Here is a 26,454-nt window from a genome sequence, read left to right on the forward strand (position 1 = left end):
CGCTCGTCAGAGGATCTCGAGGTTGCGCTGCAACTCGAACGGCGTGACCTGCGACCGGTACTCGCGCCACTCGGCCCGCTTGTTCGCGAGGACGTAGTTGTACACGTGCTCGCCGAGGGTGTCGGCGACGAGCTCGGACTCCTCCATGTACTCGATGGCGTGGTCGAGGCTCGCCGGCAGCGGACGGTACCCGAGCGCGCGACGCTCGCTGTCGGTGAGCGCCCACACGTCGTCCTCCGCCTCGGCGGGGAGCTCGTAGCCCTCCTCGATGCCCTTCATGCCGGCCGCGAGCAGCAGGGAGAAGGCGAGGTACGGGTTGGCGGCCGAGTCGATGGCGCGGTACTCGACGCGCGCGCTCTGGCCCTTGCCGGGCTTGTAGAGCGGGACCCGCACGAGCGCGGACCGGTTGTTGTGCCCCCAGCAGACGAAGCTCGGCGCCTCGTCGCCGCCCCAGAGCCGCTTGTACGAGTTGACGAACTGGTTGGTGACCGCGGAGATCTCGTTCGCATGCCGGAGCAGGCCGGCGATGAACTGCCGCCCGATCTTGGACAGCTGGTACTGGGCGCCCGCCTCGTAGAACGCGTTCGCGTCGCCCTCGAAGAGCGAGAGGTGCGTGTGCATGCCCGAGCCCGGCTTGTCGGAGAACGGCTTCGGCATGAAGGTGGCGTACACGCCCTGCTCGATCGCGACCTCCTTCACGACGGTGCGGAAGGTCATGATGTTGTCGGCGGTCGTGAGGGCGTCGGCGTAGCGCAGGTCGATCTCGTTCTGGCCCGGCCCCGCCTCGTGGTGGCTGAACTCGACCGAGATGCCGAGGTCTTCGAGCATGCGGACGGAACGACGGCGGAAGTCGTGCGCGGTGCCGCCCGGGACGTTGTCGAAGTACCCGGCCGAGTCGACCGGCTGCGGCCCCTCGGGCCCGTACTTGCTCGACTTCAGGAGGTAGAACTCGATCTCGGGGTGCGTGTAGAAGGTGAAGCCCCGGTCGGCCGCGCGGGCGAGCGTGCGCTTCAGCACGTTCCGCGGATCGGCGACGGCGGGCTCGCCGTCGGGCGTGGTGATGTCGCAGAACATGCGCGCCGTGGGATCGATGTCGCCCCGCCACGGCAGCGTCTGGAAGGTGGTCGGGTCGGGGAAGGCGAGCAGGTCGGACTCGAACGTGCGGCTCAGGCCCTCGATGGCCGAGCCGTCGAAGCCGATGCCCTCGGTGAACGCGCCCTCGACCTCGGCCGGGGCGATCGCGACCGATTTCAGCGTGCCGACGACGTCGGTGAACCACAGCCTGACGAACTTGACCCCGCGTTCTTCGATGGTCCGGAGAACGAAGTCGCGCTGCTTGTCCATGCACACCCTTCCTCGATGCCCTCTCAGCGTACTGGGTCGCACCGGCCCGCGGATCTGGCGGATGGCACGTGTGCCAGACTTGCGGCATGTCCGAGCACGCATCGAACGACGCCGCATCCGACAGCGCGAACGCCCCGGCCGAGAACCCCTACGGCGGTGCCGCGAAGACGGCCCCGGGCCCCAAGCGCGTGCGCACCCGGCACTTCCAGAACGCCAAGCGCGAGGGCATCAAGATCACCGGCCTCACGAGCTACGACGCGCTCACCGCCCGGATCTTCGACGAGGCCGGCATCGACTTCCTCCTCGTCGGCGACTCCGCGGCCAACAACGTCCTCGGGTACGAGACGACCCTGCCGGTCACGCTCGACGAGCTGATCCCGCTCACGCGCGCGGTGGCCGGCGCCGTCCAGCGCGCGTTCGTGGTGGCCGACATGCCGTTCGGGTCGTACGAGAACGGTCCCGACGAGGCGCTGCGCACCGCCATCCGCTTCATGAAGGAGACCGGCGCGCACGCCGTCAAGCTCGAGGGCGGCGAACGCAGCCACAAGCAGATCCGCCGCGTGGTCGGCGCCGGCATCCCCGTCATGGCGCACATCGGCTACACGCCCCAGAGCGAGCACGGCCTGGGCGGACACATCATCCAGGGACGCGGCGAGGGCATCAAGCAGCTGCTCGCCGACGCCGAGGCGGTGCAGGACGCGGGGGCGTTCGCCGTCGTGCTCGAGATGGTCCCGGCCGACGCCGCCCGCCAGGTGACCGAACTGCTCGAGATCCCGACCATCTCGGTCGGCGGCGGGCCGCACTGCGACGGGCAGCTGCTCGTGTGGACGGACTGGGCGGGCCTGACCACGGGCCGCATCCCGAAGTTCGTCAAGCAGTACGCGAACCTCGCCGGCGTCCTGCGCGAGGCGGCGACCGCATGGCGAGCGGATGTCGCCTCGGGGGCGTACCCGACCGAGGAGCACTCCTACTGAGCCGAGCCCGCCCCGCGGGCCCGACGCGGAGGGCTCAGTCCTCGGCGGCCTCCTCTTCGGCCCACTTGGCGCTGTTCGCGCGGAGGATCTCGAGCGCGCGCTCGGCCTCGGCCCGCGTCTCGAACGGCCCCACGCGCTCGACGGCCGGGGAGACCATGCCCTCCTCGACCTCGCCGGTGTTGAGGTTGTACCAGAACTGATGCTCGGTGTCTCGCGACATAGGCTGATCCTATGCCCAAGGACCCCGACGGCCACCTGATCCCCGGCCGCCTGTCGCCCGCGCGCGCCGTGCCCGCCTCGATCCCCCGTCCCGAGTACGTGGGACGCCCCGCGCCCACCCCGAACACGGGGGGCGACCGCTACTCCCCCGACGAGATCGAGCGCATCCGCGCCGCTGGGCGCGTCGCCGCGGGCGCCATCGAGGCGGCCGCGGCCGTGATCCGCCCCGGCGTGACGACCGACGAACTCGACCGGGTCGCGCACGAATACGTGGTGGCCCACGGCGCCTACCCGTCGACGCTCGGCTACCGCGGGTACCCCAAGTCCTCGTGCACGTCGGTGAACGAGGTGATCTGCCACGGGATCCCCGACGACACCGTGCTCCAGGACGGCGACCTCGTGAACATCGACGTCACCGCGTACCTCGACGGCTACCACGGCGACCTCAACCACACGTTCGTGGTCGGCGAGGCCGGCGACGAGACGCGGCTGCTCGTGGAGCGCACGCGCGAAGCGCTCGCCCGCGGCATCCGCGCCGTCGCCCCCGGGCGGCAGGTCAACGTCATCGGGCGTGCGATCGAGTCGTACGCGAGGCGCTTCGGGTACGGCGTCGTCCGCGACTACACCGGACACGGCGTCGGCCGCGCCTTCCACACGGGCCTCGTGATCCCCCACTTCGACGACCCGGACGCGACGACGGTGATCGAACCGGGCATGGTGTTCACGATCGAGCCCATGCTCACCCTCGGCACGATCGAGTGGGACCTCTGGGACGACGACTGGACCGTGGTGACCCGCGACCGATCGCTCACCGCCCAGTTCGAGCACACCCTCGTCGTCACCGAGCGCGGCGCGGAGATCCTGACGCTGCCCTGAACGCCCGCCGGAAGCCCCGCGATAAGGTGGCGCCATGGCGACTGGACGTGCGATCGGCATCGACATCGGCGGCACGGGCATCAAGGGCGCGGTCGTCGACCTCGGCACCGGCGAGCTCGTGACCGAGCGCATCAAGGTCAAGACCCCGAAGGGCGGCCGTCCGGCCGACATCCTCGAGGCCACGCGGCGACTGCTCGAGACGATCGGCGAGCAGGGCCACACCGGTCTCCCCCTCGGCGTGTGCTTCCCGGCGATCGTCCGCCACGGGCGCACGCTGTCGGCCGCGAACATCTCCGAGGAGTGGATCGGGCTCCAGGCCGAGCAGCTCTTCGAGCGCGAGCTCGGCAGCGACATCCACTTCATCAACGACGCGGATGCCGCCGGCTACGCCGAGGCGCGCTTCGGCGCGGCGAGGGGCGAGCGGGGCCTGGCGATCCTGACGACCCTCGGCACCGGCATCGGCTCGGCCTTCCTCTACGACGGCGTGCTCGTGCCGAACACCGAGTTGGGTCACCTCGAGCTCGACGGCCACGACGCGGAGGAGCGCGCGGCGTACTCGGCCATGGAACGCGAGGACCTGTCGTGGGCCGAGTGGGCCGCGAGGCTGCAGCGCTACTACTCGCACGTCGAGTTCCTCTTCAGTCCCGACCTGTTCGTGGTCGGCGGCGGGGTGTCGAAGCACCACCGCGAGTTCCTGCCGCTGCTCTCCCTCGACACGCCGATCGTGCCGGCGGCCTTCCGCAACAACGCCGGGCTCCTCGGCGCGGCCGCACTCGCCGCCGACGCCTGACGGCGGGCGGGCGAGGCTTGGGGCGCGAGCGGGCCGGCTGATACGCCGGGTTCTGTTCACCGGGCGCTTGCGCGACACCGGCTGGACGACCATCTCTCTCGGGGTCGCGTTGCCGCGACCCTCCAGCGGCCTACCCGGGAACGGGACGGGCAGCCCCATCGTTCCCTGTCTGGCCTTGCTCCGGACGAGGTTTACCGAGCCGACCGCGTCACCGCGGCCGCTGGTGGGCTCTTACCCCACCGTTTCACCCTTACCGCGGGCCGAAGCCCGAGGCGGTCTGCTTTCTGTGGCACTGTCTCGCGGGTCACCCCGGGTGGGCGTTACCCACCGTCCTGCCCTGCGGAGCCCGGACGTTCCTCGGCGCCCGATCACTCGGGCGACGCGGTCGTCTTGCCGACCCGCTCGCCCTTCAAGGGTATCGGACGCAGCTCCCGGGCTCGCCCGGCATCCGTCGTCAGAGGCCGGATTCGTCGGTGCGGACCAGGATCCGGTCACACTCGGGGCACTGCACGACCTCGTCGGGCGCCGCGCGCCGCACGGCGGCGAGGTCGGATCCGGTGAGCGTGATGGTGCAGCCGCTGCACGTGCGCTGGCGCAGGAGGGCGGCGCCCACGCCCGCGCCCCGAGTGCGGCGCTGCTCGTAGAAGGCGAGCAGGTCGTCGGGGATCGTGGCGGCGATCGCTGCGCGGTCGCGCTCGGCGCCGTCGCGCTCGACGCCCAGCCCGCCCGCCGCCTCGTCGCGCTCGCCCTCGAGGCGCGCGGTTTCGGCGGCGATGGTCGCGCGCTCCTCGTCGATCGCGGCGACGCGCGCCTCCGCGTCCTCGACCTTCTGCATGACGACGAGCTCGAGGTCCTCGAGGTCGGCGAGGCGCTTGCGCAGGGACACGAGCTCGGACTCGAGCGCGGCGACGTCCTTCATCGACGACGTGTGCGTGAGCCGCTCGCCGTCGCGGGCGATGCGCTTCTCCACGACCTCGACGTCGGACTCGATCCGGCCGAGCTCGGCACGCGCGTCCTCGAGCGCGCCGACGGCCTCGGCCCGGCGGCCGCGCACGCCGGCGTCGCGCTCGGCGAGGGCCTGCAGGTCGGCGGTCTGCGGCAGCGAGCGGAGCCGGTGCGCGAGCTGCTGCAGGCGCGTGTCGATGGACTGGAGTCGCAGCAGCTGCTGCTGGTCGGCGGGGCTGGCCTTCACGTGGTGCTCCTCGAAGGGGTGGTCGGGGCGGGACTGGTCACTGGACGACCAGGAAGTCCCACGGGTCGGTGTTCAGGTCGCTCACGACGATCTCGAGGTCGGGGTGGGCCTCGCGCAGCTCCGCCGCGGCCGCGTCGAGCCACAGCCACTCGCTCGCCCAGTGCGACACGTCGACGAGCGCCGGGCCTCCGCCGAGCAGGGCCTGCTCGCGCGCCTCGGAGGCCGGATGGTGCCGCAGGTCGGCCGTGACGTAGACGTCAGCGCCGCGCACGGCCGGATCGGCGAGCAGGGAGTCGCCCGCCCCGCCGCACACCGCCACGGTCTCGACGGGCGCCTCGTACCCACCCGCGACGCGGACGCCGCCGGCGGTGGCCGGCAGCAGGTCGGCAAGGTGTCGTGCGAGGCGGCCGAGGGTCGTCGGCTCGGCGAGTCGGCCGACGCGTCCGAGCCCGCGCGCGGCATCCGTCGCGTTGGGGACGATCGGGCGGGCGTCGAGCAGCCCGAGGCGCTCGGCGAGCACCGCCGACGTGCCGGACTCGACCACGTCGGCGTTGGTGTGCGCGGCGACGAGCGCGCAGTCGGCGCGGATCAGCCGGGCGAGGAGCGCGCCCTTGTAGCGGTCCTCGGCCACGGAGGTCACCCCGCGCAGGAGCAGCGGGTGGTGGGCGATCACGAGGTCGTCGCCGGCGGCGACCGCCTCGTCGACCGTCGCGGCGACCGCGTCGACGACGAGTCGCACGCGGGACACCTCGCGTGCCGGATCGCCGGTCACGAGTCCGGGAGCGTCCCAAGCCTCGGCGCCCGAGACGGGCCACAGGCGCTCGACGGTCGAGAGGACGTCGGCGAGGAGGACTGGCACGCGCCCCAGCCTAGCGCCGCAGCCGAGACGTGCTCCGCGTGGGCCCTGCCGGGCTCGAACCGACGACATCCACGGTGTAAGCGTGGCGCTCTACCAACTGAGCTAAAGGCCCCTGCGCGCGCGGCGCTCCCCCATCGTACGCCGAGGGCCCCGCGGCATCCGTCACCGTCGGTCGAGGGCCGCGAGGGCCTCCCGGTACGCCGACAGCGGCCGGGGCTCGCCCGGGGCCGTGGCGAACGACGAGCGGATGACGCCGTCGTCGCCGATCACGAACGTGGCTCGTCGCGCGAATCCGGCTGCGGCGTCGAACGCGCGGTAGTTCGCGGCGACCGCGCCGTGCGGCCAGAAGTCCGACAGGAGCGTGAGCCGCACGTCCTCCGCCTCGGCCCAGGCGCGCAGCGCGTACTTGGCGTCGACGGATGCGACGAGCACCTCGGCACCGGCCTCGTCGAACATCGCGGCGTTCGCCGCGAGCTCGCGCAGCTCGCCCGTGCAGGTGCGCGAGAACGCGAACGGCAGGAACACGAGGACGACCGGGCGCACGCCGCGCCGATCGGCGAGCCGCTGGGGCGCGCCGAACTGGTCCGGCAGCTCGAACTCCGGCGCGATCGCGCCCGCGTCGAGGATCAACGGCGCCTCCCTCACGGCCGGTGGAACGGGCGCCAGCCTAGCTGCCCGCACCCGGGCATAGAATCACTAGGATGGCGTGGTGCCCCCGACCGCAACCCGGTCGCTTCGTCGTGCGCACGCACCGAACGCAAGGCATGATCTGCTGAAGAGAGAGGTCGAGTGTGACTGTCAACGACCAGGACCCGTACTCGGTCGAGGCGATGGACTCCGATCCGGAGGAGACCACCGAGTGGGCGGAGTCCCTCGACGCCCTCGTCGCCGAGAAGGGCCACCAGCGCGGGCGTGAGATCATGCTCAGCCTGCTCAAGCGCTCCAAGGAGCTGCACCTGGGCGTGCCGATGGTGCCCACCACCGACTACCTGAACACGATCGCGCCCGAGAACGAGCCCGAGTTCCCCGGCGACGAGGAGATCGAGCGCCGCTACCGCGCGTGGATCCGCTGGAACGCCGCGATGCTCGTGCACCGCGCGCAGCGGCCGGGCATCGCCGTGGGCGGCCACATCTCGACGTACGCGTCATCCGCTGCGCTCTACGAGGTCGGCTTCAACCACTTCTTCCGCGGCCAGGACCACCCCGGCGGCGGCGACCAGATCTTCATCCAGGGCCACGCCTCCCCCGGCACCTACGCCCGCGCCTACCTCGAGGGACGGCTGTCCGCCGACCAGCTCGACGGCTTCCGCCAGGAGAAGTCGCACGCGCCGAACGGCCTCTCGTCGTACCCGCACCCGCGGCTCATGCCCGAGTTCTGGCAGTTCCCCACCGTGTCGATGGGCCTCGGCCCGATCAACGCCATCTACCAGGCGCAGGCCAACAAGTACCTCACCAACCGCGGCATCAAGGACGCCTCCGACCAGCACGTCTGGGCCTTCCTCGGCGACGGCGAGATGGACGAGGTCGAGAGCCGCGGCCAGCTCCAGGTGGCGGCGAACGAGGGACTCGACAACCTCACCTTCGTGATCAACTGCAACCTGCAGCGCCTCGACGGCCCGGTCCGCGGCAACGGCAAGATCATCCAGGAGCTCGAGAGCTTCTTCCGCGGGGCCGGCTGGAACGTCATCAAGGTCGTCTGGGGCCGCGAGTGGGACGACCTGCTCGCCCGCGACCACGACGGCGCGCTCCGCAACCTCATGAACGTGACGCCGGACGGCGACTATCAGACCTACAAGGCCGAGTCGGGCGCCTACGTGCGCGAGAACTTCTTCGGCCGCGACCCGCGGGCGCTCGAGCTCGTGAAGGACCTCACCGACGACCAGGTCTGGGGCCTCAAGCGCGGCGGCCACGACTACCGCAAGGTGTACGCGGCGTTCAAGGCCGCCACCGAGCACAAGGGCCAGCCCACCGTCATCCTCGCGAAGACCATCAAGGGCTACGGTCTCGGGCCGTCCTTCGAGGGCCGCAACGCCACGCACCAGATGAAGAAGATGACGCTCGACAACCTGAAGACCTTCAGGGACACGATGCGCATCCCGATCTCCGATGCGCAGCTCGAGGAGAACCCCTACCTCCCGCCGTACTACCACCCCGGTAACGACGACGAGGCGATCCAGTACCTCCACGAGCGCCGTCGCGAGCTCGGCGGGTACCTGCCCGAGCGCCGCACGAAGCACACGGCCATCTCCCTGCCGGACGAATCCGCCTACGCGATCGCGAAGAAGGGCTCCGGCACGCAGGAGGTCGCCACGACGATGGCGTTCGTCCGCCTGCTCAAGGACCTCATGCGCTCCAAGGACTTCGGCAACCGCATCGTGCCGATCATCCCCGACGAGGCGCGCACCTTCGGCATGGACGCGTTCTTCCCGAACGCGAAGATCTACAACCCGATGGGCCAGCACTACACGTCCGTCGACCGCGAGCTCCTCCTGGCCTACAAGGAGAGCCCGCAGGGCCAGATCGTCCACGTCGGCATCAACGAGGCCGGCGCGCTCGCCGCGTTCACCGCGCTGGGCACGTCGTACTCCACACAGGGCGAGCCGCTCATCCCGATCTACGTCTTCTACTCGATGTTCGGGTTCCAGCGCACCGGCGACGCCATCTGGGCCGCCGGCGACCAGATGACGCGCGGCTTCATGATCGGCGCGACCGCTGGCCGCACCACGCTCACGGGCGAGGGCCTGCAGCACGCCGACGGCCACTCGCCGCTGCTCGCCGCGACGAACCCCGCGGTGGTGTCCTACGACCCGGCCTACGGGTACGAGATCGGCCACATCGTCCGCTCCGGACTCGACCGGATGTACGGCGGAAACCACCCCGACCCGAACGTCATGTACTACCTCACGGTGTACAACGAGCCGCTCGTGCAGCCCGCCGAGCCGGAGGGCGTCGACGTCGAGGGCATCGTCCGCGGCATCCACCGGGTCGCCGAGTCGCACGCCGAGGGCCCGAAGGCCCAGCTGCTCGCCTCGGGCGTCGCGGTGCCGTGGATCCTCGAGGCCCAGGAGCTGCTGGCCCAGGACTGGGGCGTGTCGGCCGACGTCTGGTCGGTCACGAGCTGGTCGGAGCTGAACCGCGACGGCCTCGCGGTCGACGAGCACAACTTCCTCCACCCGGATGCCGAGCGGCGCGTGCCCTACGTGACGCAGAAGCTGTCGGGGGCCCGCGGCCCGTTCGTCGCGGTCTCGGACTTCATGCGCGCGGTGCAGGAGCAGATCCGGCCGTACGTGCCCGGCGAGTACGCGACGCTGGGCGCCGACGGGTTCGGCTTCTCGGACACCCGTCCGGCGGCGCGTCGCTACTTCAAGATCGACGGCCCCTCGGTCGTGGTGCGCACGCTCCAGCTCCTCGCGGATCGCGGCGAGGTGGACCGCTCCCTGCCGGCGCAGGCGATCGAGAAGTACCGCCTCCACGACGTGAACGCGGGCACGACCGGCACGGCCGGCGGCGAGAGCTAGCAGGCTCCCGGCTGTGGCGACGAAGCCCCGGACGAAGGCGGAGACGCTCGCGTGGTTGCGAACCATCGCGGGCGAACTGTCGACCCAGACCCTCAAGCGACTGGAAGACACCCTGCCCTGGTACGGGGACATGCCGCCGAGCCGCCGCTCCGCGGTGGGCCTCGTCGCCCAGGCCGGGATCTCCTCGTTCATCGCGTGGTTCGACGACCCGAAGTCGACGCCGTGGATCGCGGCCGACGTCTTCGGCGCCGCCCCGCGTGAGCTGCTGCGCTCGGTGAGCCTGCAGCAGACGCTGCAGCTCATCAGGGTGACCGTCGAGGTCGTCGAAGAGCGCGTCAAGGACGGCGGTGAGCCGCTCCGGGAGGCGATCCTGCTCTACTCGCGCGAGATCGCATTCGCGGCCGCCGACGTCTACGCGCGCGCCGCCGAGGCTCGCGGCCTGTGGGACGCCAGGCTCGAGGCGCTCGTCGTCGATTCGATCCTGTCCGGCGAGTACGACGACGAGCTGCCGAGCCGGATCGCCGCCCTCGGGTGGCACGGGCACGGCGAGGTGGCGGTGCTCGTCGGCACCGCCCCGAAGCTGTTCGACGTCGACCAGGTCCGCCGCGCGGCACGGCACATGCAGGCCGACGTGCTGGTCGGCGTGCAGGGCAATCGGCTCGTCGTGGTCATCGGGCGCGCGGAGCCGCGTGGCAGCGAGCCCGACGACGCGGTCGGCACCGCCCCCGCGCTGACGTTCCTCGAGATCGCGACGCAGCTCGAGCCGCACTTCGGTGCGGGTCACCTGGTGCTCGGCCACGAGGTGCCGAACCTGGTCGACGCCGGCAAGAGCGCGAAGGCGGCCCTCGCGGGGTTCGCGGTGGCCCGCTCGTGGCGGCACGCACCGCGCCCGGTGCACGCCGACGACCTGCTGCCCGAGCGCGCGCTCGCGGGCGACCCGCTCGCTCGCGCCACGCTCGTCCACCGCATCTACCGGCCCCTCCAGGCCCATTCCACCGAGCTCCTCACCACCCTGTGGAGCTACCTCGACAACGGCCGGTCGCTCGAGGCGACGGCACGCGAGCTCTTCGTGCATCCGAACACGGTGCGCTACCGCTTGAAGCGGGTCTCCGACGTGATCGGCTGGGATGCCACGGGCGCACGCGAAGCGCTCATCCTCCAGTCCGCGCTCATCATCGGCTCGATGAGCGATCATGAGGCGGTTCCGCGTCGGCGATCGGCGAGCTGACCCTCACTATGTACTGCCGTCACAACGTCTTCGCCGATACCTTGTCGCGAGTGCACACTCACGGCGCTGAGGTCATTGGCAGACTGAGACGGTGATCGTCGTCGTCTGCCCTGGTCAGGGCTCCCAGACCCCCGGTTTCCTCGCACCCTGGCTCGCCGAGCCCTCGTTCGCCGACCGTCTCTCGGCGCTGTCCGAGGCCGCCGGCGCCGACCTGACGCGCCACGGCACCGAGAGCAACGCCGACACCATCCGCGACACGGCGATCGCGCAGCCGCTCATCGTCGCCGCGGGCATCCTCGCGTTCGACGCGCTGGCCGCCGAGGGCCGCCGCGCCGCGATCGGCGGCGTCGCGGGCCACTCCGTCGGCGAGATCACCGCCGCTGCGGCGACGGGCGTGCTCGACGCGGCCGACGCCATGCGCTTCGTCGCCGAGCGCGGTCGGGCGATGGCGGATGCCGCGGCGCTCGAGCCCACCGGCATGAGCGCCGTGATCGGCGCCGACGAGACCGAACTCCTCGCCCGGCTCGAGACGCTCGGCCTCGAGCCCGCGAACTTCAACGGCGGCGGCCAGATCGTCGTCGCCGGAGCCGTGGACGCGCTCGAGCAGCTCAAGGCCGAGCCGCCCGCCGGTGCGCGGGTCATCCCGCTGCAGGTCGCGGGCGCGTTCCACACCCGGTACATGCAGCCCGCGCGCGAACGTCTGGCCGAGGTCGCGCTCTCCGTGTCCGCCTCCGACCCGGACCTCACGCTCTGGACGAACCGCGACGGCTCCCCCGTGGCATCCGGAGCGTCGTTCCTCGAGCTGCTCGTCGGCCAGGTCGCCTCGCCCGTCCGCTGGGACCGCTGCATGGCGTCCTTCGCCGAGGCCGGCGTCACGGGGATCATCGAGCTGGCGCCCGCGGGCGCCCTCGTCGGCCTCGCCAAGCGTGCGCTCAAGGGTGTGCCGACCGTCGCCGTCAAGACGCCCGACGACCTGCCGGCCGCCATCGAGCTGCTCGCGCAGGCCGCCTAGTCCCACCGAACACGAGAGAACGCATGACGCACCCCACGCTCACCCAGTCGCACGGTCCTGCGCACACGCGCCTCTACTCCGTGGGCGCCGCCCGCGGCGAGAACGCGGTGCCCAACGACGACCTGGTCGGACCCATCGACTCGTCGGACGAGTGGATCCGCCAGCGGACCGGCATCGTCACTCGCGTGCGCGCCGGTGAGGACGTGCTCGCGGTCGACCTCGCGACGGAGGCCGGACGCGAGGCGATCGAGCGCTCGGGCGTTCCGGCCGACCAGGTCGACCTCGTGATCGTGGCCACCATCTCGAACGTGCAGCAGACGCCGTCGATCGCCGCCGTCGTCGCGGACCGCGTCGGGGCGAACCCGGCCGCGGCCTACGACATGAACGCCGCGTGCGCGGGCTACGCCTACGCCGTCGCGCAGGCGGACGCGCTGATCCGCACCGGCGCGGCCCGGTACGCGCTCGTCATCGGCGCCGAGAAGCTCTCGGACGTCGTCGACCCCACCGACCGGACCATCTCGTTCCTCCTCGGCGACGGCGCCGGCGCGGTCGTCATCGGGCCGAGCGAGACGCCGGGCATCGGCGCGACCGTGTGGGGCTCGGACGGGTCCAAGGCGGGCGCCGTGGGCATGAACCACACGCTCATCGACTTCCGCGAGGGTCGGTCGGAGTGGCCGACCCTGCGGCAGGAGGGCCAGACGGTGTTCCGCTGGGCGGTGTGGGACATGGCGAAGGTCGCCAAGCAGGCCCTGGATGCCGCGGGCATCACGGCCGACGACCTCGCCGCCTTCATCCCCCACCAGGCGAACATGCGCATCATCGACGAGTTCGCCAAGCAGTTGAAGCTGCCCGAGTCCGTCGCGATCGGCCGCGACATCGCCACCACGGGCAACACCTCGGCCGCGTCCATCCCCCTCGCGATGCACCGCCTGCTCGAGGAGCGTCCGGAACTCTCCGGCGGCCTCGCGCTCCAGATCGGCTTCGGCGCCGGCCTCGTGTTCGGCGCCCAAGTGGTGGTTCTGCCCTGAGCCGCCGTCCCCCGTCCATCTAGACTGTGTCTCGGTCAACGAGACACCCCTCAAGGAGAAGAACCATGGCATTGTCCAACGAAGAAGTGCTTGCCGGCCTGGCCGAGCTCATCAACGACGAGACCGGCATCGCGACCGACACGGTTGAGCTGGACAAGTCGTTCACCGATGACCTCGACATCGACTCCATCTCGATGATGACGATCGTCGTCAACGCCGAGGAGAAGTTCGACGTGAAGATCCCCGACGAGGAGGTCAAGAACCTCAAGACCGTCGGCGACGCCGTCGACTTCATCGTCAAGGCCCAGGCCTAGTGCACGGGCGGGCCGGTGAAGCCGGCCCGCCCGTCTTTTCCCCACGGAGTTTCCTCGTATGACCAAGAAGATCGTGATCACGGGTATCGGTGCGACCTCGCCGATCGGCGGCACCGCCCGTGACAGCTGGAACGCCCTGCTCGCCGGTGAGTCCGGTGCGCGCACCCTCGAGGCCGAGTGGGTGGAGCAGTACGACCTGCCCGTGACCTTCGCCGCGACGGCCAAGGTGCCGGCGTCCGAATCGCTCGAGCGCCACGAGCTCAAGCGGCTCGACCCGTCGAGCCAGTTCGCGCTCATCGCCGGACGCGAGGCCTGGGCCGACGCGGGTTCTCCCGAGGTCGAGCCCGAGCGGCTCGCCGTGGCCTGGGCGACCGGCATCGGCGGCGTGTGGACGCTGCTCGACGCGTGGGACACCCTGCGCGAGCGCGGCACGCGCCGCGTGCTGCCCATGACGGTCCCGATGCTGATGCCGAACGGCCCGGGCGCGGCGGTCGGGATGGACCTGCACGCACGTGCCGGCATCCGCACGGTCGTGTCGGCGTGCGCGTCGAGCACCGAGTCGCTCGTGAACGCGTGGGAGCAGCTCCAGGACGGCATCGCCGACGTGGTCATCGCAGGTGGTTCCGAATCGGCGATCCACCCGATCACGATCGCGTCCTTCAACTCGATGCAGGCGCTGTCGCGCCGCAACGACGACCCGGCCGCCGCGTCACGCCCCTACGACGTCGGCCGCGACGGATTCGTGATGGGCGAGGGCGGCGCGGCGCTCGTGCTCGAGACCGAGGAGCACGCCAAGGCCCGCGGCGCCCGCATCTACGCCGAGCTCCTGGGCGGTGCGATCACCAGCGACGCGTACCACATCACCGCACCCGACCCCGAGGGGTCGGCCGCGGCGCGCGCGATGAAGTCCGCCATCGAGGGCGCCGGCGCATCGCTGGCCGACGTCCGGCACGTCAACGCGCACGCGACGAGCACCCCGGTCGGCGACATCGCCGAGTACAACGCCCTCCGCCGCATCTTCGGCGATGGCCTCGAGGGGATCGCGGTCACCGCGACCAAGGCGTCGACCGGTCACCTCCTCGGCGGTGCCGGTGCGATCGAGGCGATCTTCACCGTCCTCGCGCTCCACGAGCGCACGGCCCCGCCGACGATCAACCTGTCGGACCAGGACCCGGAGATCCCGCTCGACGTGGTCACCACGCCGCGCTCCCTGGGCGACGGCGAGCTCATCGCGATCAGCAACTCGTTCGGGTTCGGCGGGCACAACGCGGTCGCCGCGTTCCGCACGGCCTGAGCCGCGGCATCCGGCGACACCCGTCGTTCGACGCGAAGGCCCCGGCACCTCACGGTGCCGGGGCCTTCTGCGTCGCCGCTGCGGTTTCGGTCGTGCGCTACCGGGACCAGGTCGACCGGCGGGCGCGTCGCGCCACCGCGTGCGGCGTGCATCACCCCACGCGGTGCAACCAGACGACCGGGGCGAAATCGCTGGCGTGACGGAACGGCTCGAGCTCGTCGTCCCACGCCTGTCCGAGGGCGAGTCGTAGCTCGCGGTGGAGCTCGCCCGCGTCGAAGGCCGCGATCTCCATCGCGTAGCGGATGCGGTCCTCGGGCACGACCACGTTGCCGGCGGAGTCGGTCTGCGCGAAGAACACGCCGAGCTCGGGCGTGTGCATCCAACGCGATCCGTCGTTCCCGGGGGCGGGATCCTCGCTCACCTCGAACCGGAGCTGCTCCCATCCGCGGAGCGCCGACGCGATGCGGGCGCCCGCACCGGGATCCCCGGTCCACGAGTACTCGGTGCGCATGGTCCCGGGCAGCACGGGCTGGTCGGCCCAGTCGAAGTTGACCGGTGTGCCGAGCGCGCGGCCCACCGCCCATTCGACATGGGGGCTCAGCGCCCGCGGCGACGAGTGCACGAACAGCATGCCTCGCGCGGCGCGCGCGGCCCGCGTGAACTGCTCCGCCATCTCCTGCTCCGTTTCTCGTGAGGTGCGTCTTCCCCTACGACCTCGGAAACGGGCGGCTCGGCGTGAGCGACGTGTTCGATTGGACGACGATGCGACTCGTCAGTTCGAGTATGGCGCTACCGCCGCACGATCACAAGCCTCTGGCCTAAACTGCATACCGGGTGAGTTCGATCACCCGGGCGAAGGAGACCACGTGGCCGTACGGGATGCGCTGCTCGTCCTCCTGCTGAACGGACCTGCGTACGGCTTCCAGTTGCGCGGCGGCTTGGCCGAGCGCACGGGTGGTCGGCGCACGGTGAACGTCGGACAGATCTACTCCACGCTCGACCGTCTCACGGCCCGCGGGCTGGTCGAGCCGGCCGGCGCGACCGATGACGGCCTGCCCCTCCACCGCATCACCCCATCCGGCCGCACTGCCGCCGAAGCCTGGCTGGCCGGCGAGGACGCCGCCGGCGCGGATCCGTGGCATGAGACGGTCGACCGCGTGCTGATCGCCCTGTCCATGCCGGGCGTCGATGCCGCTGCGGTGCTGGCGGCGGAGCGCGCGAGATGGGACGATCGCCGCGCCGCCGCGGCCACCGTCGACCCGGCGGATGCCGCGGATGCCGCAGACGCCGCACCCGGGCGAGCACGCCTCGCGCGCCTCTCCTCGTCCGCCGACGTGCTCACGGCCGAGGCGGCGCTGCGCTGGCTCGAGGCCGTCGGGCGAACGGATGTCGCCGACGCCGCCTTCGCGCCCAGTGCCGAGCGCCCGCGCCGCGGGCGACGGCCCGCCAGTCCGGAGGCCAGGCCGATCGGCGGGCCCGCCGGAGCGCCCTGACGGCGGTCAGGACACCGCCGCGTAGCTCCGCACGATGTCGAGGTCGAGCGGGAACTCGACGGGGGCCTCGCCGAACAGGAGACGCCCGGCCTCGGTCGCGGATTCGCGGACGGCATCCGCGACGGCCCCGGTGAGCTCATCCGGCGCGTGCACGATGAGCTCATCGTGGAGGAAGTACACCAGGTGCGGCATCCGTTCGAATGCCGGACCCGACGCGGACGCGGGCGGAGCACCCGGCGGCAGGGACATCGCCGCCAAGCGGGGACGCAGCGACGCCATCCAGCACAGGGCCCACTCGGCCGCGGTGCCCTGCACCACGAAGTTCCGGGTGAATCGACCCCAGTCGCGCGCAGCGGACCGGGCGCGCCGCTCGTCGGCGACCGTCGCGTCGACGCCGTTCGCCCGAGCCTGGGTCTCATGCCAACTCGTCGGCGGGAGGGGCGACGAGCGCCCGAGCAGGGTGGTCACCCGGCGTCCGGCCTCGCCGGTTCGCGCTGCCTCGTCGACGAGCGCCATGGCGCGCGGGTAGGCCCGGCCGAGCCTCGGGACGAGCCGGCCGCTGTCGCCCGAGGTGGCGCCGTACATCGCGCCGAGCAGCGCGACCTTCGCCTCGTCTCGGGTCTCGACGACGCCCGCGTCGACGATCGCGCGGTACAGGTCGCGACCGCGTCCGGCCGCCGCCATGGCCGGGTCGCGCGCGAGCGCCGCGAGGACGCGCGGTTCGAGTTGCGACGCGTCGGCGACGACGAGCGACCATCCCTCGTCGGCGGTGACCGCGCCGCGGACGACCTTCGGCAACTGCAGCGCTCCCCCGCCCGAGGTCGCCCATCGCCCGGTGGCCGTGCCGCCGGCCACGTACTCGGCGCGGAGGCGCCGGTCGACGATCCACTCGTCGAGCCACGCCCACCCGTTCGCCGACCAGAGGCGGGCGAGGCGCTTGTAGGCGAGGAGCGGCTCGATCGCGGGGTGGTCGTGCTCGCGCAGCTCCCACCGGGCGGTCGATCCCACGCCGATCCCCGCCGCGCGCAGGGCTCGGAGGAGGTCGGCGTGCGAGTCGACGTTCAGCGACGGCGCGTCGAGGGCCTCGCGTACGGCCCGCGCGAGTTCCTCCATGCGGTCGGGCTTGCGGCCCGGCGCCGGGCGCGGTCCGAGTGCCGCCTCGAGCACCCGCTCGTGCTCACCGCGGTCCCACGGCAGTCCGGCGGCCCGCAGTTCCGCCGCCACGAGCGCGCCCGCCGATTCGGCGGCGAGCAGGAGCCGCATCGCGCCCGGCGAGTCCGCGTCATCCGCCAGCGCGAGCTGCCGGTCGTGCTCGGCGGCGAGATCGGCAAGCGACGGATGCCGCGACCCATCACCGCTGCGGACCTCGCTGGGTGCGTCGAGCTCGAAGAGCGCGGCGTGGGCGGCCACGGATGCCACGGGTGCGACCGGTTCGTCGACCGGGGCCTCGGCCGGACCCGGTGGCAGCCACTCGGGACGGGCGGGCGCCTCGCCTCGCGCGGTCGCCACTGCGGTCGACCAGGCCAGGATCGCGCCGCACAGCCGCAGGTCGTGACAGCGGGCGACCCGCACCCCGCGCGCGAGCAGGAACGGCGCCCACTCCCGGGTGTCGCGGCAGACCCAACGAGGCGCGTGCTCGGCCTCGAGCCGGGCGACGAGGTCGGGGAGGTGCTCCCGATCGACCTCGTGGCGCTCCGGACCGTCGAGGTCGCCGAACGTCACGCGCCCAGCGCCCGTCGCCGTGATCGCGATCCGCACGTCACGATTCTCGCGCGACCCACGGACACGCGGGGCGCGGCACTCGGACCGGGCATGTCGGCGGCATCCACGACGATGTCGCCATGACGAACGGAGCATCCAGATGGTCGCGGTGAGCTTCGCGTGCGGTCACGGAGCCGCGGCGGGAGCGCCGGGCAGTGTCGCACTGCGCCGAACCTGCCCGGTCTGCATGCTCCTGCACGAGACGCAGCGCACGCGCGGCGAGCTCCTCGGTCGCGTCGCGCCGCCCCAGCGGTCGGCGCTCGCCGCGGAGACGCGGGTCGGCGCGGAGTTCGACTGGCGTTGCCGACGCGGCCACGACCGGTTCCGAGCCAGCGTCGTCGACGTGCTGACCGGGCCGGGTTGTCCGAAGTGCGGGCGCAACGCGGCCTCCCCCGGGTCGCTTCGCGAGGCCGGGATGCCGTTCATGAAACCGGGGCTGCGCGTGGGCACCTCGATGACCGAGCAGCGACTGCGCGTGCTGCTCGGGGAACGACTGAAGCTGCACCACCGCGCCAACGCGGTGCGGACCGCCCGCATGTTCTACGGGCGGCAGGAGGTCTGGCCCGACATCCTCGTCGCCGAACTGCGGATCGCGATCGAGTACGACGATCCCGGTCGCTCCGGCCGGGCGCACCGCGGTCTGAAGGAGGGCTCGGACCAGGAGAAGGATGCGGCGTTGCGCGAGGTCGGCTGGGAGGTGATCCGGATCCGCGGCGGCGGGCTGCCCCCGCTCGGGCCGTACCACGTCGCCTGCCGCTCGGTCACCGCCGAGGTCGCCGACGAGGTGGTGCGGCTCATGCGCGTCATCCGCGGCGATGCGGCCGTCGACGCCATCGCCCTGCCGCTCGGCGCCACCGGCTGATCCGTCGTCTGCGCTCTGGTGCCGGAGGCCGCGACGCCGATATGGTGATCGCGACCCACCGACCCCGCTCCCCGCTCGCGCCGCGCTCCCCCTGCGTGCACGCCCCCGCCGGGATGCCCGCAGAGAGGCCGCACGTGCTCCTTCCGTTCCTGATCGTGGGAGGCATCGGCCTCACCCTCCTCGTCGTGTCGCTCGTCATCAGCGACGTGCTGGACCACTTCGAGCTCGGTGACGGGATGATCTCGGGCACCGCGCTCTCGGTGGCCCTGACCGTCTTCGGCGCGGCCGGCGCCATCACGGCGAGCAGCGGCCTCGACCTCGTCTGGGCGTACGTGCTCGCGATCGGACTCGCGATCGCGGCCTACGTCGTCTCCGCGCTCACCGTGCGATCGCTCGCCGCGAGTTCCGACGGCGTCCCCGCATCAGCGGTCGGCCTGACCGGCGTGGCGACCTCCGAGATCGGCGCCGGGGGCGGCGAGGTCAGCCTCGACGGGCCCGGTGAACTGGAGCGCCGCCTCGCCTTCGCCGACGGATCGATCCCCGAGGGCGCCCGCGTGCGCGTCGTCGCGCACGCCGGCAGCCGCGTCAAGGTCGTCGCCGACCGCGACTGACGCATCCGGGAGCCGCGTCGGCGCGACCCTCCCCGTCTGCCCGCGCCGTGCGGGCGACGTTCGACCTCTGCACCACCCGCCCGAACCGGAAGGACCCCCGTGATCCCCCTCTCGTCCGAACTCGTCCAGATCGGCGCGATCATCGCGATCGTCGTCGCGATCGGCGGCCTGCTGACGTTCATCGCACGTCGCATCCGACGCGTCCCGCCCAATGAGGCGCTCATCATCGTCGGCCGCGGTGCCGGCCGGTCCGCGGACAGCGGCACCGGTCAGCGGGTGGTCATCGGCGGCCGCACGTTCGTGTGGCCGATCCTGCAGCAGGGCTTCGCCATCTCCCTCGAGCAGCGCCAGATCGGGATCACGGTGGAGGGCGTCGACAAGCACCGCATCAAGATCGCCATCAAGGCATCGATCAACTTCAAGGTGAGCGGAACCGAGGACGGGGTCCGCCGCGCGGCCCAGCGGTTCCTCTCGCAGCAGGACCTCCTGACCGAGATCATCAAGGAGTCGCTCGAGGGCTCGCTGCGCTCGATCGTCGGCGACATGACGATCGAGCAGATCATCTCGGATCGCAAGTCGCTCTCCGACCGCGTCGTCGCCGAGACGAAGACCGACCTCGCGGAGCAGGGGCTGCAGGTCGACCTGCTGAACATCAGCGACATCTCCACGCCCGGCAGCGACTACCTCGCGAACCTCGGGCGCGCCGAGGCCGCCCGCGCCCGCCAGGTCGCCGAGGTGAGCGAGGCCGAGGCGGCCCGCGTCAGCGAGTTCGCCCGGATCGAGGCCGCCGAGCAGGTCGCGGAACGCCAGAAGGCGCTGAGCCTCAAGCAGGCGTCCATCAAGGCCGAGACCGATCGCGCGAACGCCGAGGCGGAGGCCTCGGGCCTGCTGGCCCGCGCCGAGCAGGACAAGCTCGTCGCGGTGCAGGAGCGTGACGCGCTCTCCGAGCAGGCGCTCGTGACTCAGGAGCGCCTCGACATCGAGATCCGCAAGCCGGCCGAGGCCGAGGCGTACGCCGAGGTCCAGCGCGCGAACGCGCAGCGCGACGCGGCCAACGCCGCGACCGAAGCCGACGCGTACAAGCGCACCAAGATCGCCGAGGCCAACAAGGTGGCGGCGGTGCAGGACGCCGAGGCGGCGGCCACGAGCGTCCGATTCGCCGGTGAGGCCGAGCGCGATCGCCAGGTCGCCCTGGCCGCGGGTGTCCGCGCCGAGGGTGAGGCGCGCGCGGCCGCCATCCAGGCGGAGGGCGTGGCAGAGGCCGCCGCGACGGACGCGAAGGCCGAAGCCCTCAAGAAGTACGGCGAGGCCGCCCTCGCGCAGGAGATCATCTCGCGCCTGCCGGAGATCGTGCGCGCCGCAGCCGAGCCCATCTCGAACATCGACACGCTGACCGTGGTCTCGACCGACGGGGCCAGCGCGATGACCAAGACCGTCGGGCAGGTGCTCGGCGAGGGCACGGAGGTCGTGAAGTCGTTGACCGGGCTCGACGTCGGTGCGATCCTCGCCGGGCTCGCGGGCGGCTCCATCGCCGCCGGCACCGCGGTGGGTGCCACGCGCGACTGATGCGCACGGGTCGGGGTGCGGCAGCAGCGGCATCCCGACCCGGGCCGCCGGTCAGTTCCGCGCCGCCGTCCAGGCCGCCAGCCGTGCGAGACCCTCGTCGATCGTGATCGTCGGCGCCCAGTCGAGATCCTCGCGGACGCGGCGCTGGTCGAACCAGTGCGCTGTCGACAGCTGCTCGGCGAGGAACCGGGTCATCGGCGGTTCGTCGCGGCCCGGGCGGAGTCGCCACAGGGCCTCCACGGCGGCACCGGCGCCGCGTGCCGCGCCGGCCGGGACCCGCCACGCGGGCGCCGGGACGCCGCAGGCGCGGCAGATGCCGGCGAGCAGCTCCCCCACCGGCCGCGGTTCGCCGTTCGTCACCACGTAGGCGCGCCCGTGCACCCGCTCCGCGCGGTCGAGCGCAGCGACGATCGCGGCCACCGCGTTGTCGATGTACGTCGTGTCGATGAGGGCGGCACCGTTGCCGATCACCGGGAGTCGCCGCGTCCGGGCGCGCTCGACGATCCGGCCGACGAGCTGCGGGTCGCCCGGTCCCCACACGAGGTGCGGACGGATGGCGACGACCGCGAAACCCGGTGCGTCGGATTCCAGCGCGAGCAGTTCACCGAGCGCCTTCGTGCGCGCATAGTCGCCGCGGGCCCGATCGGGATCCGCCCGCCCGGTGCCGTCCCCCACGAGCGACGTGCCGGCATGGGCGACCGAGGGCGAGGAGACGTGGACGACGCGCGTGACCCCCGCACGTCGCGCTTCGTCGAGCAGCGTCCGCGTCCCCTCGACGTTGACCGCATCGAACTCCGCGGGCGCGCCGGCCAGCGACACCTTCGCGGCGAGGTGCACGACCGCATCCATGCCGGCGACCGCGGTCCGCACGCGAGCGGCATCCGTCACGTCGCCCAGCACGTCGAGCGCGCCGTCGACCCGGGAGGGCCGCCGCTGCAGGGTGCGCACGTCGTGGCCGCCGCGGATGAGCTCGTCCGCGACGGCGCCTCCCAGATAGCCGCTCGCCCCCGTGACGAGCACCCTCATGGTCGACCCGCCTGCTCGCCGCGCAGCAGCGCATCGGCCCAGTGCGCGAGCGCCGTCCGGTCGATCTTCGAGTTGTGCCGGATGTCGGTCGGCAGTGACGGCGTCGTGAGGACCGCCGCGAGCGGCCGGGACGCGGCTGCCCGAACCGATGCGGCGAGGTCCGCATCGGCGAGTCCGGGCGCCCGCCCGCCCTCGACGATCGCGACGAGCGCCTGCGTGCCGCGCGGGCCGACCCCCACCAGCGCGGCGCGGCGCCCGCCCGTGGCGGTCTCGATGCGCTGCTCGAAGCCGACCGGAGTGACCACGCCGTCCGCCGTCACCATGACGTGCTGCAGGCGACCCTCGACCCAGAGGCGCCCCTCGGCGTCCAGGTGGCCGACATCGCCCGTGCTGTGCCGCCGCACCTCGAGTGTCGCGTGCGCCTTCGCGAGGCGGTCCACCGCCCAGAGCCGGTCGTAGCCGTCCCGCAGGTGCCGGGCGGAGACGACGATCTCCCCCGTGACGCCCGGGTCGGTCGTGAGCCTTCCGGTCGGCCGGCCGTCGTCGTCGAGCGGACTGATCCGCACGTCGACGCCGTCGATCGGCGACCCCACGCACACCCCTCCGGTGCCGTCGGCATCGGTCGTCGCGGCGTCGCGGATGCCCTCGAGGGTGATGTCGGTCATGAGGAGCCCCTCGGTCATGCCGTAGGGCGTGTGCAGGGTGGCGTTCGGGACGAGTTCGCCGACCTGGTCGAGCAGGTGCACCGGGACCGGTGCGCCCGCCGAGAGCACCGTGCGGATCCGCGTCAGTGCGGCGCGCTGCGACGGGCGGAGCGCGTCCGCGGTCGCGACGACGTTGGCGAGCGCGGCGGGCGAGAGGAACAGCACCGTGGCATCCGCCGCCTCGGCCGCATCCGCGACCGCGCTCGCGGTGAGCGTGCGCGGCGCCGTGACGTCGCCGAGCGGGATGACCGATCTCGCACCGAGCGCCGGCCCGAGCAGCGCGAACGGCGCGAATCCGGCGACGATGCCCGTGTCCGGCCCGAGGTCGTAGTGCCGCGCGAGCGCGTCCCGCAACGCACTCAGCTGCCCGTGGGTGTACCGCACGCCCTTGGCGGGTCCCGTCGAACCCGAGGTGAACAGGATCGCCGCGGCATCCGTCGGCTCGGGTTCGGGGAGCTCGGAGCCGCCGGCGATCCGCGCCTTCCCGAGTCGTCGCAGGTCGCCGAGCGAGTGCTCCACGGCGAGCGAGCGCGCGAGGGTCCGGGAGAGGGTGGCCACCGAGATCCGGCGACCCGGCCAGCCCAGCGCGCGAGCGGCGACCAGGCCGGGCAGCGCGCCGACGATGACGTCGGGGTGGGCACCACGGATGGCGCGCCCGAGCCCGCGCACGCCGAGCCCCGCGTCGGCGACGACCACCACGGCACCCACGCGCACGGCGGCGTAGAGCACCGCGGTGAGGTCGGCCGACGGCGGCACGAGCAGGCTCACGCGGTCGCCGGGTCGGACTCCCGCGGCCACCAGGCCGTGCGCCAGCTCGTCGACGCGCTGCGCGAGCGTGGCCCAGCGGATGACGCGCGGAGCGCCGTCCGCGCCGGCGCCCATGTCGATGAGCGCCGGCGCGCCGCGGCGCGCGTTGCGCTCCATCGGAGCCCAGATCGGTTCGCTCGGCGCCTCCCGTCCGTCCGATGGGCGCACGTCGGAATGGGGAGCCGGTGCGAGGGTCTCGGCGACCCAGTCGAGCACGATGGCGGCGTACTCCCTCTCCTCGGCGAGCAGGTGGCCGGCGCCCTCGGCGCGGTGCACGTCCGCGTGCGGTATCCGCTCGAGGAGGTCTCGCAGGTGCGCCTCGCCGAACACCGGATCGCGAGGACCCCACAGGACGAGCGCGGGCACGGTGAGGTCGGCGACGCCGGCCGCGATCCGGTCCAGCTCGGGCGCGCTGGCGTGCTCGGGTGAGGCGGGGATGTCGGCCACGAAGTCGTGGATGCCGCGCCGGCGATCCGGGTTCGCGTAGGGCGCACGGAACGCCTCGCGGACCTCCGGCGCCAGGGCGGGGCGGGCGAGCGACAGGGTCGTCTCGAGGAACGCCGGCGTGGACTGCGTCGCCAGGTCGAGGACTCCCGGCGCGAGCGCCGCCCGGAGCGGCATCGGGACGGGTCGACCCTCGGGCTGGTGCACCGCGGTGTTCAGCAGGACGACCCCGGCGAGGAGGTCGGGGTGGTCGACGGCCCAGCCCAGGCTGACCGGACCACCCCAGTCGTGCCCGACCGTGACGACCGGTCCCGCGAGGCCGAGTTCGTCGGTCAGGGCGCCCAGCTCGGCGACGCGGTCCTCGAGCCGGCGCATCCGACCGGTCCTCGCCGAGTACCCCATCTCGAGCTGGTCGACGGCGACGACGCGCCACGCCGGTCGCGGGTCCTCCCCCAGCGCCGCCTCGGTGGCGCCGGTGATCAGGCGGCGCCAGAGGTAGGACCACGTCGGGTTGCCGTGCACGCACAGGAGCGTGCCGATCGGCGTGACGCCCGCGGCATCCAGCGCGGTGCCGTTGTCGAGCAGGTGCCACTCGGCCCCGGCCGCACGGACGATGCGGGAATGGCCGTCGGGCAGGCCGGGCAGCCCGGACGGCGGCACGGCTGCAGCAACCTGCATGGCCTACCAGGCCATCTCGAGCATCGACGTGTTGAGCCCCGACCCGACGCCCATGAGGAGCACCCGGTCGCCGCGACGCAGCGACGGCGCCTCGTGCGCGAGGGTGATCGGGATGGAGGCCGGCCCGATGTTGCCCAGCGTGGGGTACGTGAGCGGGATGCGCGTCCGGTCGAGCTTCGCGGCCTTCACGATGGCGTCGGTGTGCACGTCGGACACCTGGTGCATGATGTACCGGTCCATCTGGGCCCAGTTCCAGTGCTTCCTCGCCTCCCGCCACGCGGCGGTCACGAGTTCCATGCCGCCCTTGAGGAGCGCTCGCGCGTCGGTGAACATGCCGTCGACGCTGCCCACGCAGAGGGAGTTGAACTGCGTCGCGGCCCGCGTGATGCCGCCGAGGATGCGGTGCCCCTCCGGATGCCGGTCGGTGCGCCCGATCACGGCAGCGGCGGCCCCCGACCCCAGCGTGAGGCTCGCGAACTCGCTCATGAACTGCGCCCGGCCGATGCCTTCGCGCTGCAACCGCTCGATCGTGTTCCGCTGCACCTGGTCGGCATCCTCGCCGTCGACGACGACCGCATAGTCGACCTGACCGGAGTCGATCATCCCGGCCGCGAGGCTCATCCCGTTGACGAACCCCAGGCACGCGTTCGTGACGTCGAAGTTGATGGCCGACGAGGGCAGACCGAGCCCGTGGTGGATGCGCACGGCGACGGACGGCTCGAGATGCGGCCGCGTGATCGAGGTGTTGATGAGCAGTCCCACCTGATCGGGCCGGATCCCCGCGCTCTCGAGCGCGCGCCGCCCCGCGTCGATCGCGGCCGAGTCGAAGGTCATGCCGTCTTCCCAGTTGCGGCGCTCGCGCACCCCGGCGACCCGTTGCAGCAGCCCGCTCGGCAGCGAGAGCCGCTCGAGCACCGGGAGCAGCCGCCGCTCGATCTCGTCGGAGGTCGTGACGCGCTTGGCGATGGTGGTCGCGACGGACAGCATCGAGACGTTGCGGTGCCGGGTGGTCGCGTTCCCCGGAACGTGAGCGGCCATGCTCAAACAGTAGTTCCGATGTCGCTGCGGCGCGCGGACATTGCCCTCAGCCGCATTCCGATGTAGGGCGGCTCCCGCCGGGTCCGGTGGCGCTCAGCCGTCGGTGTCGGTCCACGCCGCGATATCGACCCCGTGATTGTCGGGCGACGCGAGGGACCACCAGTCCGGTGCGTGCGAATCGTCGGCGAGTCGCCCGCCCGCCGCGAGGGCGGCCTCGACCCGGGCGCGGGCCTGGTCTGCCGGCACGAAGACGTCGAGGTGGGTGCGGCCCCGCGCCGGGACGTCGCCGGCGATGGGGTTGAACGCGAGTTGCGGGCCGCAGCGCAGCGGGTCGACGGCATCCGTGTCGCCGAACGCCTCGTACCCGAGTGCCGCTTCGAAGAACGGGCGGACGTCGGTCCGGGAATGCGTCGCGACGTAGATGCCGATCGACTGCGCGCGTGACGGATCCGGTGTGAGCTTCAGCTCGGCCGCGGCTCGGGACACGGCGGCTGCGAAGTCGGGGGCCGCCGCCGGAATCCCCTCCGGCCCCCGGTACGGGATGCGCACGACCACCGCCTCCGGACGCACGTCGACATCGGGGAGGACGCCGAACCGCTCGGCGGCGGCGACGATCGGCTCGACGAGCCGTGCAGCGTGGGCGAGCGAGGTCGCCGTGAAGACGGCGTGCGGCCCGGTGGCCGTCACCCGCCAGTCGGCGACGCCGGGGCCCCGATGGAAGTCGGCTGCGGAGATCGATCGTGGCCGGTTCGTCGACTCGTCCATGGCGTCTCCTTCGCAGCCGGCCGGCGTCCCGCGGCGCTCACGGGCGGGGAC

The 26,454-nt window shown here is 72.5% G+C and carries 24 protein-coding genes, 1 tRNA gene and 1 other RNA gene; 13 read left to right on the plus strand and 13 right to left on the minus strand.

Features of this window, described 5'->3' with window-relative positions:
• Positions 1 to 6: 6 nt before the first annotated feature.
• Positions 7 to 1,344: a glutamine synthetase family protein gene (locus M1L56_RS08180; protein ID WP_067950198.1), complete on the minus strand. Its 1,338-nt coding sequence runs from the start codon at positions 1,342 to 1,344 to the stop codon at positions 7 to 9.
• Between the two features lie 86 nt (positions 1,345 to 1,430).
• On the opposite strand from M1L56_RS08180, the gene panB reads away from it, so the two are divergent.
• On the plus strand, positions 1,431 to 2,318 hold the full coding sequence (gene panB, locus M1L56_RS08185) for a 3-methyl-2-oxobutanoate hydroxymethyltransferase (protein WP_248598847.1): 888 nt from the start codon (positions 1,431 to 1,433) through the stop codon (positions 2,316 to 2,318).
• 34 nt (positions 2,319 to 2,352) lie between these two features.
• On the opposite strand, the gene M1L56_RS08190 is transcribed toward panB, so the two are convergent.
• Positions 2,353 to 2,538, minus strand: coding sequence for an SPOR domain-containing protein (locus M1L56_RS08190; RefSeq protein ID WP_067950202.1), 186 nt, complete (start codon positions 2,536 to 2,538; stop codon positions 2,353 to 2,355).
• A gap of 11 nt (positions 2,539 to 2,549) precedes the next feature.
• Between M1L56_RS08190 and map the strand changes: the two genes are divergently transcribed.
• Entirely contained in the window at positions 2,550 to 3,413 is an 864-nt protein-coding gene (gene map, locus M1L56_RS08195; protein ID WP_248598848.1) for a type I methionyl aminopeptidase, read from the plus strand.
• Between the two features lie 34 nt (positions 3,414 to 3,447).
• The gene (gene ppgK, locus M1L56_RS08200) at positions 3,448 to 4,203 is read left to right on the plus strand and encodes a polyphosphate--glucose phosphotransferase (protein WP_067950207.1); all 756 of its coding nucleotides are present in this window, start codon (positions 3,448 to 3,450) and stop codon (positions 4,201 to 4,203) included.
• Between the two features lie 25 nt (positions 4,204 to 4,228).
• On the opposite strand, the gene rnpB is transcribed toward ppgK, so the two are convergent.
• The 5 genes from rnpB to M1L56_RS08225 all read right to left on the minus strand — a co-directional run bounded on the left by rnpB (position 4,229) and on the right by M1L56_RS08225 (position 6,884).
• An RNA gene (gene rnpB, locus M1L56_RS08205) (RNase P RNA component class A) lies at positions 4,229 to 4,604 on the minus strand.
• 53 nt (positions 4,605 to 4,657) lie between these two features.
• A complete protein-coding gene (locus tag M1L56_RS08210; RefSeq protein ID WP_248598849.1) occupies positions 4,658 to 5,395 on the minus strand; it encodes a zinc ribbon domain-containing protein in 738 nt (245 codons plus the stop codon).
• Positions 5,396 to 5,432: 37 nt separating this feature from the next.
• A complete protein-coding gene (locus M1L56_RS08215) occupies positions 5,433 to 6,254 on the minus strand; it encodes a Nif3-like dinuclear metal center hexameric protein (RefSeq protein ID WP_248598850.1) in 822 nt (273 codons plus the stop codon).
• Between the two features lie 39 nt (positions 6,255 to 6,293).
• Positions 6,294 to 6,366 (minus strand) — tRNA-Val (locus M1L56_RS08220).
• A 50-nt stretch (positions 6,367 to 6,416) separates the two neighbouring features.
• On the minus strand, positions 6,417 to 6,884 hold the full coding sequence (locus tag M1L56_RS08225) for a redoxin domain-containing protein (protein WP_248598851.1): 468 nt from the start codon (positions 6,882 to 6,884) through the stop codon (positions 6,417 to 6,419).
• Positions 6,885 to 7,045: 161 nt separating this feature from the next.
• Between M1L56_RS08225 and aceE the strand changes: the two genes are divergently transcribed.
• From aceE to M1L56_RS08255, 6 genes are all read left to right on the plus strand, one after another.
• Positions 7,046 to 9,772, plus strand: coding sequence for a pyruvate dehydrogenase (acetyl-transferring), homodimeric type (gene aceE / locus M1L56_RS08230; protein ID WP_248598852.1), 2,727 nt, complete (start codon positions 7,046 to 7,048; stop codon positions 9,770 to 9,772).
• Positions 9,773 to 9,785: 13 nt separating this feature from the next.
• Entirely contained in the window at positions 9,786 to 11,000 is a 1,215-nt protein-coding gene (locus tag M1L56_RS08235; protein WP_067950217.1) for a CdaR family transcriptional regulator, read from the plus strand.
• Between the two features lie 91 nt (positions 11,001 to 11,091).
• On the plus strand, positions 11,092 to 12,012 hold the full coding sequence (locus M1L56_RS08240; RefSeq protein ID WP_248598853.1) for an ACP S-malonyltransferase: 921 nt from the start codon (positions 11,092 to 11,094) through the stop codon (positions 12,010 to 12,012).
• A gap of 23 nt (positions 12,013 to 12,035) precedes the next feature.
• Complete coding sequence (locus M1L56_RS08245) at positions 12,036 to 13,040, plus strand: beta-ketoacyl-ACP synthase III (protein WP_067950221.1); 1,005 nt, start codon at positions 12,036 to 12,038, stop codon at positions 13,038 to 13,040.
• Positions 13,041 to 13,105: 65 nt separating this feature from the next.
• Positions 13,106 to 13,354 carry an acyl carrier protein gene (locus M1L56_RS08250; RefSeq protein ID WP_067950223.1) on the plus strand — a complete coding sequence of 83 codons (249 nt, stop codon included), beginning with the start codon at positions 13,106 to 13,108 and terminating at the stop codon, positions 13,352 to 13,354.
• A gap of 58 nt (positions 13,355 to 13,412) precedes the next feature.
• Positions 13,413 to 14,648 (plus strand): beta-ketoacyl synthase, encoded by a 1,236-nt coding sequence (locus M1L56_RS08255; protein ID WP_067950224.1) that lies wholly within the window; start codon positions 13,413 to 13,415, stop codon positions 14,646 to 14,648.
• Positions 14,649 to 14,799: 151 nt separating this feature from the next.
• Here the strand turns inward: M1L56_RS08255 and M1L56_RS08260 are convergent, their stop codons facing one another.
• The gene (locus tag M1L56_RS08260) at positions 14,800 to 15,321 is read right to left on the minus strand and encodes a DUF3145 domain-containing protein (RefSeq protein WP_067950225.1); all 522 of its coding nucleotides are present in this window, start codon (positions 15,319 to 15,321) and stop codon (positions 14,800 to 14,802) included.
• Between the two features lie 193 nt (positions 15,322 to 15,514).
• Between M1L56_RS08260 and M1L56_RS08265 the strand changes: the two genes are divergently transcribed.
• On the plus strand, positions 15,515 to 16,141 hold the full coding sequence (locus tag M1L56_RS08265) for a PadR family transcriptional regulator (protein ID WP_248598854.1): 627 nt from the start codon (positions 15,515 to 15,517) through the stop codon (positions 16,139 to 16,141).
• A gap of 6 nt (positions 16,142 to 16,147) precedes the next feature.
• Here M1L56_RS08265 and M1L56_RS08270 read toward each other — a convergent pair whose 3' ends face one another.
• A complete protein-coding gene (locus tag M1L56_RS08270; RefSeq protein ID WP_248598855.1) occupies positions 16,148 to 17,899 on the minus strand; it encodes a bifunctional 3'-5' exonuclease/DNA polymerase in 1,752 nt (583 codons plus the stop codon).
• Between the two features lie 190 nt (positions 17,900 to 18,089).
• Between M1L56_RS08270 and M1L56_RS08275 the strand changes: the two genes are divergently transcribed.
• The 3 genes from M1L56_RS08275 (at position 18,090) to M1L56_RS08285 (ending at position 20,941) form a co-directional block, all read left to right on the plus strand.
• Positions 18,090 to 18,764, plus strand: a complete 675-nt coding sequence (locus M1L56_RS08275; RefSeq protein ID WP_248598856.1) for a hypothetical protein — start codon at positions 18,090 to 18,092, stop codon at positions 18,762 to 18,764.
• 134 nt (positions 18,765 to 18,898) lie between these two features.
• The gene (locus tag M1L56_RS08280; protein WP_248598857.1) at positions 18,899 to 19,375 is read left to right on the plus strand and encodes an NfeD family protein; all 477 of its coding nucleotides are present in this window, start codon (positions 18,899 to 18,901) and stop codon (positions 19,373 to 19,375) included.
• Between the two features lie 102 nt (positions 19,376 to 19,477).
• Positions 19,478 to 20,941 (plus strand): flotillin family protein, encoded by a 1,464-nt coding sequence (locus M1L56_RS08285; protein WP_248598967.1) that lies wholly within the window; start codon positions 19,478 to 19,480, stop codon positions 20,939 to 20,941.
• 51 nt (positions 20,942 to 20,992) lie between these two features.
• On the opposite strand, the gene M1L56_RS08290 is transcribed toward M1L56_RS08285, so the two are convergent.
• The 4 genes from M1L56_RS08290 to M1L56_RS08305 form a co-directional block, all read right to left on the minus strand.
• Positions 20,993 to 21,967, minus strand: a complete 975-nt coding sequence (locus M1L56_RS08290) for an NAD(P)-dependent oxidoreductase (RefSeq protein ID WP_248598858.1) — start codon at positions 21,965 to 21,967, stop codon at positions 20,993 to 20,995.
• Positions 21,964 to 24,600 carry an alpha/beta fold hydrolase gene (locus M1L56_RS08295; protein ID WP_248598859.1) on the minus strand — a complete coding sequence of 879 codons (2,637 nt, stop codon included), beginning with the start codon at positions 24,598 to 24,600 and terminating at the stop codon, positions 21,964 to 21,966. Before M1L56_RS08295 ends, M1L56_RS08290 begins: the two co-directional genes overlap by 4 nt.
• Positions 24,601 to 24,603: 3 nt before the next feature.
• A complete protein-coding gene (locus tag M1L56_RS08300; protein ID WP_067950239.1) occupies positions 24,604 to 25,638 on the minus strand; it encodes a 3-oxoacyl-ACP synthase III in 1,035 nt (344 codons plus the stop codon).
• Positions 25,639 to 25,731: 93 nt separating this feature from the next.
• Complete coding sequence (locus M1L56_RS08305; RefSeq protein WP_248598860.1) at positions 25,732 to 26,403, minus strand: VOC family protein; 672 nt, start codon at positions 26,401 to 26,403, stop codon at positions 25,732 to 25,734.
• Positions 26,404 to 26,454: the final 51 nt, after the last annotated feature.

The sequence above is a fragment of the Agromyces sp. C10 genome, from assembly GCF_023217995.1.
GTDB classification, from domain to species: Bacteria; Actinomycetota; Actinomycetes; order Actinomycetales; family Microbacteriaceae; genus Agromyces; species Agromyces indicus.